The sequence below is a fragment of the Limnohabitans sp. 63ED37-2 genome (assembly GCF_001412535.1).
Taxonomy (GTDB): domain Bacteria; phylum Pseudomonadota; class Gammaproteobacteria; order Burkholderiales; family Burkholderiaceae_C; genus Limnohabitans_A.
In genome coordinates this window covers 1161509-1170650 of record NZ_CP011774.1, presented here as the reverse complement: position 1 = coordinate 1170650, position 9142 = coordinate 1161509, and the positions used below count along the sequence as shown (strand labels likewise).

12 protein-coding genes are annotated in these 9142 nt (G+C 60.5%); 6 read left to right on the top strand and 6 right to left on the bottom strand.

The window, feature by feature from the left end:
• Positions 1-49: 49 nt before the first annotated feature.
• The 6 genes from L63ED372_RS05655 (at position 50) to L63ED372_RS05630 (ending at position 3301) form a co-directional block, all read left to right on the top strand.
• Positions 50-1054, top strand: a complete 1005-nt coding sequence (locus L63ED372_RS05655; RefSeq protein ID WP_062404212.1) for a YcjF family protein — start codon at positions 50-52, stop codon at positions 1052-1054.
• Positions 1055-1186: 132 nt separating this feature from the next.
• The gene (locus L63ED372_RS05650) at positions 1187-1471 is read left to right on the top strand and encodes a BrnT family toxin (RefSeq protein ID WP_062404210.1); all 285 of its coding nucleotides are present in this window, start codon (positions 1187-1189) and stop codon (positions 1469-1471) included.
• Complete coding sequence (locus L63ED372_RS05645; protein ID WP_062404208.1) at positions 1468-1749, top strand: hypothetical protein; 282 nt, start codon at positions 1468-1470, stop codon at positions 1747-1749. Before L63ED372_RS05650 ends, L63ED372_RS05645 begins: the two co-directional genes overlap by 4 nt.
• Before the next feature lie 131 nt (positions 1750-1880).
• On the top strand, positions 1881-2408 hold the full coding sequence (locus tag L63ED372_RS05640; protein ID WP_197275327.1) for an SOUL family heme-binding protein: 528 nt from the start codon (positions 1881-1883) through the stop codon (positions 2406-2408).
• Positions 2409-2495: 87 nt separating this feature from the next.
• A complete protein-coding gene (locus L63ED372_RS05635) occupies positions 2496-2852 on the top strand; it encodes an HNH endonuclease signature motif containing protein (protein WP_231624568.1) in 357 nt (118 codons plus the stop codon).
• Positions 2853-2893: 41 nt separating this feature from the next.
• The gene (locus tag L63ED372_RS05630) at positions 2894-3301 is read left to right on the top strand and encodes a dihydroneopterin aldolase (protein WP_062404204.1); all 408 of its coding nucleotides are present in this window, start codon (positions 2894-2896) and stop codon (positions 3299-3301) included.
• Between the two features lie 6 nt (positions 3302-3307).
• On the opposite strand, the gene L63ED372_RS05625 is transcribed toward L63ED372_RS05630, so the two are convergent.
• From L63ED372_RS05625 to L63ED372_RS05600, 6 genes are all read right to left on the bottom strand, one after another.
• Complete coding sequence (locus L63ED372_RS05625) at positions 3308-3883, bottom strand: pyridoxamine 5'-phosphate oxidase family protein (RefSeq protein WP_062404202.1); 576 nt, start codon at positions 3881-3883, stop codon at positions 3308-3310.
• Positions 3884-4026: 143 nt separating this feature from the next.
• Positions 4027-5184: a serine hydrolase gene (locus L63ED372_RS05620; protein ID WP_062404200.1), complete on the bottom strand. Its 1158-nt coding sequence runs from the start codon at positions 5182-5184 to the stop codon at positions 4027-4029.
• 31 nt (positions 5185-5215) lie between these two features.
• Positions 5216-6628: a serine hydrolase domain-containing protein gene (locus L63ED372_RS05615; RefSeq protein WP_197275326.1), complete on the bottom strand. Its 1413-nt coding sequence runs from the start codon at positions 6626-6628 to the stop codon at positions 5216-5218.
• Between the two features lie 125 nt (positions 6629-6753).
• Complete coding sequence (cho, locus tag L63ED372_RS05610) at positions 6754-7629, bottom strand: excinuclease Cho (RefSeq protein WP_062404197.1); 876 nt, start codon at positions 7627-7629, stop codon at positions 6754-6756.
• Between the two features lie 16 nt (positions 7630-7645).
• Positions 7646-8077 (bottom strand): LexA family protein, encoded by a 432-nt coding sequence (locus L63ED372_RS05605; protein ID WP_062404195.1) that lies wholly within the window; start codon positions 8075-8077, stop codon positions 7646-7648.
• A gap of 169 nt (positions 8078-8246) precedes the next feature.
• The gene (locus L63ED372_RS05600; RefSeq protein WP_062404193.1) at positions 8247-9140 is read right to left on the bottom strand and encodes an MBL fold metallo-hydrolase; all 894 of its coding nucleotides are present in this window, start codon (positions 9138-9140) and stop codon (positions 8247-8249) included.
• Positions 9141-9142 lie beyond the last annotated feature (2 nt).

The following is a 9142-nucleotide window of genomic DNA, read 5'->3' as shown; positions in this document are numbered from 1 at the left end:
TGCTTGAATTGGTTTTTGTCTTCAACCCCATTCAATTCCTCCAAGTCACATGATCAACGCCCCCACCCAGCAAGCGCTGTTGGCCATCATGGTTCACGCCGCCATGGCCGATGGCGAAAAGTCCCAAGCCGAGCGCGACTTTGTGCGCGACCTGTCCTTGCAGCTCGACGAGCAAGGCGGCGCCAAGCAACTGGCGCAGGCTGTGCAGGCCGCGCTGTTGGGGCGTTTGTCGGCGCAGCAAGCGGCTGCGCAACTGCAAGACCCGATGCACCGCCAACTGGCCTATGAGTGGGCCACCGCCGTGTGCCATGCCGATGGCCTGTGCAGCCCGGCCGAAGCCGCGTTTTTGCAGCAGCTCAAAACCCATCTGCAGCTGGGCAGCGCCGAGCCCGAGGCCACTGCCCACAGCCAAGCTTTGGCCCAAGCCGCTTATGCCGAAGAGGCGGCCGCGCCGCTGCACGCACCAGCCGCGGTGGAGGCCTTGCCCACCGCCACGGCCGCCCTGCCCAGTGCACCTGCCGCAGCCCCTGCGCCCGCTGCGGACAACGCCGCCATCGACCGCTCTATCCTCAACTACGCCATCTTGAACGGCGCACTGGAGTTGTTGCCCCAGTCGTGGGCGTCCATGGCCATCATTCCGCTGCAAATCAAAATGGTTTACCGCGTGGGCCAGGCCCATGGCGTCTCGCTCGACCAGGGCCACATCAAGGAGTTCATCGCCGCTGCGGGCGTGGGCCTGACCTCGCAGTACATCGAGGAGTTTGGCCGCAAGCTGCTGGGCGGTTTGCTGGGCAAGGCGGGGGGCAAGTTGCTGGGCGGCCTCGGCAGCCAGGCCACGGGCATGGCGTTTTCATTTGCCAGCACTTACGCACTCGGCCATTTGGCCAAACGTTATTACGCAGGCGGTCGTGTCATGTCCACCGACTTGCTGCGCCAAACCTACCAAGGCCTTTTGAGCAGCGGCAAAACCCTGCAACAGCAGCACTTGGGTGACATCCAAGCCCGGGCCTCCACCCTGGACGCGGGCGAGGTGATGCGCATGGTCCGGGGCTGAGTGGCGGCGCAGATTGGGGGCGCTTGTGTTTGCAGGGCTGAGTGTGTGGAGTTCAAACCGTTGAAATTAGCGTTGGTAGCGCCATGACAATATGACTTTGACAGGCTCTGTCCGTGTGCATAAAATGCACACATGCCACCCCCCAAAATCTACAACTGGAATGCCGACAAAAACCAGTTGTTATTGAAAGAGCGCGGTATTTCCTTCGAGCGCATCGTCTTTGAAATCAGCTTGGGGAACGAACTGGATGTTGTTCTGCATCCCAATCAGGAGAAGTACCCAGGACAAATGATTTCGATGGTGGAAGTCGATGGCTATATCTGTGCGGTCCCCTTCGTTGAAACCGATTCTGAAATTTTTCTGAAAACCATCATTCCAAGCCGTAAAGCGACCAAGACCTACAGGAGTAAGTCATGACAAAAAAAGCAACTCACGATGAAGAAGAAATGGGTATCTTGCAAGCTCTGACCTCGGGAAACCTCCAATCAGTCAAAGATGCCCCTGCTCGACTCAAAGCACATCAATCGGTGGCAGAAGCTACGCTTAAAAAAGACCAACGTCTGAACATTCGCATCTCAAGCAAAGACCTGAAAAACCTGCAGGCGCGTGCTTTAGAAGAAGGTGTTCCCTACCAAACATTGGCAGCGAGCCTGCTGCACAAATATGTAAGTGGTCATTTGGTCAATCAGCGATAGATCGACATCAGGCGTGCGCCAGCGAACTTAAGGCCTGATCCCTATTGGCTTTAATGGTTCTTCACACCCTTTTCAAACAAGCGTCTATGCGTTGGTTTTTTACAGTCTTGTTCCTTTTTTGTGGAGCCGCCATGGCTGTTGAAGAACCGCGTTACACCGTGCTCGTTTCAGACCCGCCGTTTGAGGTGCGGCGCTACGCCGCCTTCACCGTGGCCCAAACGCAGATCCAGGGGGACTTCGATGCCGCCAGCCGCAGCGGCTTTCGGCGCATTGCGTCGTACATCTTTGGCGACAACCTGCAAGCCGATCTGGGTGCGCAGCGCAAAATTTCCATGACCGCGCCTGTCACCGTGGTGCCCGAAGACCAAGGCTGGCGCGTGCATTTTGTGATGCCGTCGGCCGAAAGCGTGCAGACCCTGCCCCAGCCGCTCAACCCCCAAATCCAACTGCGCCCCGTGCCCGAACACGAGACGGTGGCCGTACGTTTCAGCGGCTTCACCACACAAGCGAGCATCCAAGAGCAGACCGAGCGCCTGCGGGCTTGGGCGCAGGCTCGCCAACTCAAGCTCAGCCCCACAGCGCAAATCGCTCGCTACGACGACCCGTTCACCCTGCCGTGGAACCGGCGCAATGAGATCCTGATCGACCTGATGCCCTGAAAGCGGGCGGGATCAATCGCCCGGTGCGCCCTGCGGCACGGGCCACCTGTTGTAGCCTTGGGCAATGGTCCAAACAGTCTTTCAGCCGTGACAGGGCGCATTCGCAAAAAACTCATTCAAGCCCAGCTTGAAGCCTTGCCTGCACCGCGCACCGATGCGGTGATTTGCCCGCTGTGCGAGCGCCCCATTCCGCCCAGCCAACAAGATGCGCACCATTTGGTGCCCAAGTCCCACGGCGGCGTGCAGACGGTGGTGCTGCACCGCATTTGCCATCGCCAAATCCATGCGCTGTTCACCGAAACCGAATTGGCCCGCACCTACGCCACGGTCGAGGCCTTGAAGCAGCCCGAAGAGATGGCCCGCTTCATTCGCTGGGTGCAAACCAAACCCGACGCGTTTTTTGAAAAAAGCCGCAAAAGCCAACGGCTCAAAAGCAGGCGCTGAGCCCCAGAACCACATCCCTCAAAACTTGCCATCCCAAATCCATGACACTGCCCACCTCGACCGCCAGCCGCATTGAGCTGAAAGACTTTCACCTGGCCACCCGCATCGGCACCTACGCCCCCGGCGACACCGTGCCCGATTACCACGCGCTGGATTTGACGCTGTGGATCGACCCCGATCTGGTGCTGATCGCCCAAGACGGCATGGCGCATGTGTTCGATTACGACCCTTTGGTGGTCGAGATCGAACGACTCGCGGCCGACGGGCTGTACGCCACCCAAGAGCGGCTGATGACGCGCATCGTGCAGGCCTGCGCGGCTTACCCGGTCATTGAGGCGCTCGAGATCGGTCTGCGCAAATTTCCGGTGCGTGCGGGCAGCGGCTCTTTGGGCGTGCGTTTGTTGGTCGACCGCGCACAACTGCAGCGCATGCGGGGCAACGAGGGCTGAAGGCGTTCAGGGCGTGAGCCACGCCCAAGTGGTGGCGTCCAGCTGCGCCCGGCGGTGCCCTTCGCGCGACAACTCGAGCCAGTCCATCTGCAGCACCTGCGCATGCAGCACGGCAAAACTGTGTGTTGGCGCGGGGACGCTGGCATCGGCTGCATCTGCCGTGCCACGGTCTGGTGGCAACACAGCGCCAGGCGCCAAGGGCGACAAATAGTCGCCCGCAGCCGCCGACTGCTTGACCCCTTGCCAAAGCGCCTCAACCTCCGGGCCTGCGGTGATGACCGTGCAGACCACCCGCACCCGCAATTGCCAACTCAAACGTGCACTCCAAAACACCAACATCGCTGAAGCTTGCGTCTGCAATTGAGCCACTTTGGGGCTGCGGCTGTCGGTGTAAAAAGTCAACTGTCCGGCCAGCGCATCCGCCTGCCGCAGCACCACGGTGCGTGCGTCAGGCAAGCCGTCTGCATCGACAGAGGCAAGCACAGGCGTGCGCCAATCGTGGTGCCGGTCCAAGCTGGCCCGGCTCAGCTCCTTCCAGATTTTCAGGCGTATTTCCTGAGGCGTTTGCAAGTGGATTTTCATGGGTGAAATGGTACGGGAGCCAAGATGAACGAGGATAAGAAAAGTCAATCCCCTTGCTCATGGCATCGGCCCCATCCCCCCTTTTTGACCCTGATTCGCAACAACTCCCCCCAAGCCATCCATCACCTTGCGATGCTTTGAATTCACTTCGGATAGCGACTGGCCACATTCCGGTACATGGCCACAAGAGGTTGGCTCGCCGACAAACTGGTGGCATGCACGTACATCACCAGACCTGTGGAGGGGCTCATTTGCAAGCGCTGCCCGCCGTGGCCCAGAAAGCAAAAGGTATCGACGCCGCCGCAGCCCAGCCATGTTTGAAAACCATACGCGGCAGAGCCATTGGGTAAAAGCACCTGACTTTGCCGTATCGTGGCTTCTTTCAGAAATTTGCCAAAACAGGTGTCTTTGGCGCGTTCTTCCAAAACGTAGTGGCCCAAGCGGATCCAGTCATAAGGATGGGCCGTAAAACCCGAAAATGCCGCCACTTGACCCAAACTGTTGTGTGACCAAGAACCGCCTTGGCTGGCACCTATGGCGTGCCAAATTTCACGTTCAAAGAATTCAATGAATTTTTGACGGGTGGCGTCTTCCACCAAGATGGCCAAGGCCTGTGTGTCAAGGTTGTTGTACAAGCCCTGTTGCCCCGAGGCAGAGTACTTTTCATCGGCCTTCGTCATGAGGCTGATGAAGTCGTGCGTCATCTTGCCTTGGTACGACTTGGCCAGTGTCTCGGCTTGAACCTGAGGTGTGGGCGAACCCGTGGGCGAAAAAACGGGTTTGTTCGAGCCGCTGCTCATGGCCAACAAATGGCGGATCCTGGCGTTCCCCCAAGAGGTGCCCCGCAGCCTGCTGGCGTACACCGAGGCGTTCTCGTCCACATGGCCGATGGCGCCACTGCAAATGGCTTTCCCAACCGCCAACGCCGTCAAGCTTTTGGCCATTGATGCGCTGGAGGGGCGAGACTTGTCGTTGACCCATTTTTCGTTGTATTTGCGGTGGATGATGCTGCGTTTGTGCGACAAGATGACGATGCGGTGAACATCGGGATCAAAGGCCTGATCGACCACAGGGGTCAAGCTGGAATTCAAACTGTCTGGCGCCACCTCAAGAGTGGAAGGTGTGGGCGCCGCAGAAATGGACTTGGACGTGGGCAGCCATTCCAAACCTTTGGAAAAATCAGCCCAAAATTGATCGCTTTCAATTTGGCCCTTGTTGTTTTGTGCAAGCGCCGCCCCACCATAAAAAATGGCGAGGGATGTCAAACCCAAAACGAGTAAATTTTTTGTCCGCAGGTTCATTGATCGTTCCATTTCAAACACCCATCACAAACTATTTGCCGCCCAGCGCCAGCCACGCTCTGGCAACGGGGTAGATCTGGTCCACATGCCTGTCGGCCGAATTGCTGAAGAGCACAAACACCCGCTGGTTGTTCGGGTCGGTGCTCCAGGCGATGCGTTGCCCCCCATAACCAGCGGCCCAGAAGCTGTTGGGCGCCAAGGTGTTGTCGGTCCAGGTCAAGTAACCATAGCCACCGATGCTGTTCATCAAGCCTGGCGCACGAATCTGCGTGGTGCCCATGTCCCGAATGAAGCGGCCAAAGCAAGTGTCACCCCGGCGTTGTTGGTCGACATAGATCGCAAACCGAATCCAGTCGATCAGGGTCATGCGCACCACGCCTGCGGCACCATGGAAATAGCCGCTGCGGTCGGTGCCCAAAATCACGGGATGCTCGGCATTAAAGGCTCGCAAAAGTTGCTCATCCACCCACCGCGTTGCGGGCATGCCCACGGCACGCTCGATCATCATGGCCACCACATGCGGATCACGCGACTTGTAGCTGAAACGCTCACCCGGCTTGAGCTTGCTGAACACACCGCGCTGCGCCGTGGATTGGCGCGGGGTTTCGAGCAACTGCTCTAGGTTGCCGGGGCCTTCCAGATAATGGCGAACCTCTTGTGGCAAGGTGCCAACGTAGTCACCCTGAGACGGCTCTGTGGTGCCCGAGGCCATCATCAAGACATCCCGGAGCGTGGCAGCCCCCAAGTCCTTGCCCACCAGGCCCGGCAGCAAACTGTCCACACGCTGGTCCATTTTCAAGTGCCCGGCACACACCGCTTTGCCAGCAGCCAGAGCCGCCACAGTTTTGCCCATGCTGGCGCTCAACAGCCGGGTGTTGAATTGAATGCCCCCGGTGCTGATGGCCTCCACAATGGCACCGTCTGCAATCAGCACCATGGCCCGGGACTCCACGCGACCCATCAAGGCTTGTGCCTGCTCGATGACTTTGGCCTCCTCCACACGGGGCGAGCGCACCGCCACCGGGGCCACTCCTGCGCGAGGTGCCGAGCGGTAGTGCCAGGGCTGCCCGTCCCCCACCAGCCAGTCTTCCGGCAAATAGATGGCCCCCGACTTGCCCAGCGGCAAACCGCCCGGCCCGGCCTGCGTTTCTTTGAACGTCAGCGGCTTGGTGCTGGGCGTCACCTCGCGAATGCGAAAGCTCCGGTGATCCAGCCCGGCCCCGGGACGCGCGGGCTCGGTGCTCGTGGGCGTCAGGGGCCTGGGTGGTGCGGCTGTCGCCGCTGACCCGGAAGCCGCCATGTCGCGCAGCACCTCCTGCGTCCGCTGCTCGTGCAGCGCAGCCAAATCATCGTCCTGCGCATCGCTGTTGGCCAAGGACGCCCCCACAGCCCAGACGGGCAGCGCCAACAAGCACAGGCTGGCCAAGCGGGCAACGGGTTTCATGAAGGGGTGCAAGGCCCCTCGCAACATGGGTTTCACCGGCCCGGTCCGTTTGCTTTTTGTCATCATTTTTATATTTTCAGCAAAACCACCGATCTCGTCCAATGGTTCTTCGAGGGCCCAGCCGCCTACAAAACCAAAATCTCCACACTCCCCGTGAGCACCGGGCGGCACAAAATTTTGTAGCCATCGGCATCAAAATGGGCGGCCACTTGGCTGGCGGTTTGGCTCAGTTGGTGGGCGGCTTCGGCGCTGGGGGCGCTGCCCAAATAGCACCAGTGCTTGACCACATGGATTTGGGTGAAGTCGCCATCGCGCTCGACCAAACCCACCGCGCCTGGGTAAGGCCAGCATTCCACGCGCAGCGCCAGCAGGCTGCTGAACAAGCGCTCGCGGTGCGCCTCGGCGCTTTCGTCGCCCCGGCACACGCCCGCACATTGGCGGATCGCAGCCCTGAAGCAGGCTTTGCCGGGCGGCAGTTTTTCCAGACCCAACGGGCCGTAGCAAAGTTTGTGTTGGTCGGCCACCGCACGCAGCGCCGCCAGCGCAGCGTGGCGGCTGGCGTACAGGCCATACAGCTCGGGCTGCTTGGCAAAGTCGATGTCGCGGGCATAGACCACTTGCGGCACCTCGCCCGTCAGTTGCAGGCTGCACAGCTGTTGGTTGCGGCGCAGTTTCTGGTTGAACAGGGGGTGCTGGGCCTTGATCATTTGCGCCTCCAGCAACAGCGCCCCGATCTCGCCCGCCGTGCGGATGTGGCTGATGCGCTGGGTCTGGCGCAGCATGCGGGCTTCGTCGGGCGTGCGCAGGTGCGACAGCAGTCGCGCCCGGATGTTGATGCTTTTGCCGATGTACAGCGGCAAGTCGCCTTCCTGGCCATGAAAAATGTAGACGCCAGCCCCGGTGGGGGCGTCTTCAATGGCGTCCCGCAGGTGCTGCGGGTATTCGTAGACCCGGCTTTCTTCAAAGTCGTCGCGGCGGCGGCGAGGGGAAATGCTGGCCATGTCAGATTCGCTCAGATCAAGTGGCGTGTTGGTGGATGGTAGCGACCACCACGCCCCAGATGTCCACGCTTTGACCGTCCTTGGGCACGATGTCCGGGTAGTCGGGGTGGGCCGCTTGCAGGCGCAAGCCCTCACCGCCCAGGCGCAGGGTTTTGCAGGTGAAGTCGCCGTCGATCACGGCCAACACAATTTGCCCGTCGGCCGGGGTGATGGCGCGGTCCACCAGCACCACCGAGCCGTCCAGTATGCCCGCATCGCGCATGCTCTCCCCCCGCACGCGGATGTAAAACGTGGCCTGAGGGTGTTTGACCAGCTGCTGCATGAGGTCGATGCGCTCGACCTGGTGGTCCTCAGCGGGCGACGGGAAACCCGCCGCAATGCTGGCGGGCAAGGCCTGCAGCCACCAGTTTCCGGGTGGCAGGGCTTGGGGGGAGTCGGGGGCGTGCATGAGTAAAGCGGTGGCTGCAGGAGTGGCAATGGACAGATCAAAATACTGTTTATATTTACAGTATACTGACCTCGTCATGCTTCCTGCAGTTGCCTGACATTTTTGTTGATTTACGCCCCGGGCTTTGCAGCTCGGGACGTTTTTTTCGGGGTCATCCCCCAGCGCCAAATCAGACCACCACAAAGCGGCCGTCTTCCAAGGTCTGGATTTGTCCCCGCGCCAGCAGTTCATCGAGGTGCATGGCGATGGTGTTGCGCTCGGCGCAAGGCACAAAGGGCACGTCGTAGCCTTGCGGGTACAGCAGACGTCGGTCCACCAGCTCGTCCAAGTTGTGAGGGCTTTGCAAATAACCCAGCAGCTGTGCGCTGCGCTCGTCAATCTTGCTGGCAAAGCGGGCCAGGTCGGCCACAAACTGCGCCCGGTCGGTGATGACCGCCTTATGGTGGGAAGTGGCCCAGATGCGGGCGTCCAGCTCGGCCACTGTCTTCAGCGTTTGCCGAAAATCGCTCAGGCTGGAGGTGGCGTCGCCGTAGTACGGGCCAAAGCCGCTCAGGTCGATGTCGCCAATGAAGGCCAGGCCTTCGCTCTCGACCACCAGGGCGCAGTGGCCTGCGGTGTGGCCCGGCAGGTGGTGCGCCCGCACGCGCACGCCGCCGCCCAAGTCCCACACCGCGCCGTCGCTGTAGCCGGTGGCGTCGGGTCGGGGCTGGTAATGAAAATCTTTTTGCACAATGGCCAGCATCGCGTCCAGCACGTCTTGCGGATAGCCATAGTGCTGGCACATGCCGTCCCACGACTGGGCAGCGGCCAAGTCCGCCTCGTGCACCTGCACCGGGGCGTGCATCAGGCGGTGCAGCCCGGCCATGTGGTCTTCGTGCACATGGCCCAAGATGACCAAGTCCACCGTCTCCAGCTCGGGGCCGATGCGATTGGCCACCTCGGGCGTGTCAAAGGCCACCCGCGTGTCCGCCCCCTGCACGATGAGCTGGTTGCCGTCGGGGTACTTGCCCGACTTTTCACCCAAATGCACGCTCACCGCGCCAAAACGCAAAACAGAGGACATGA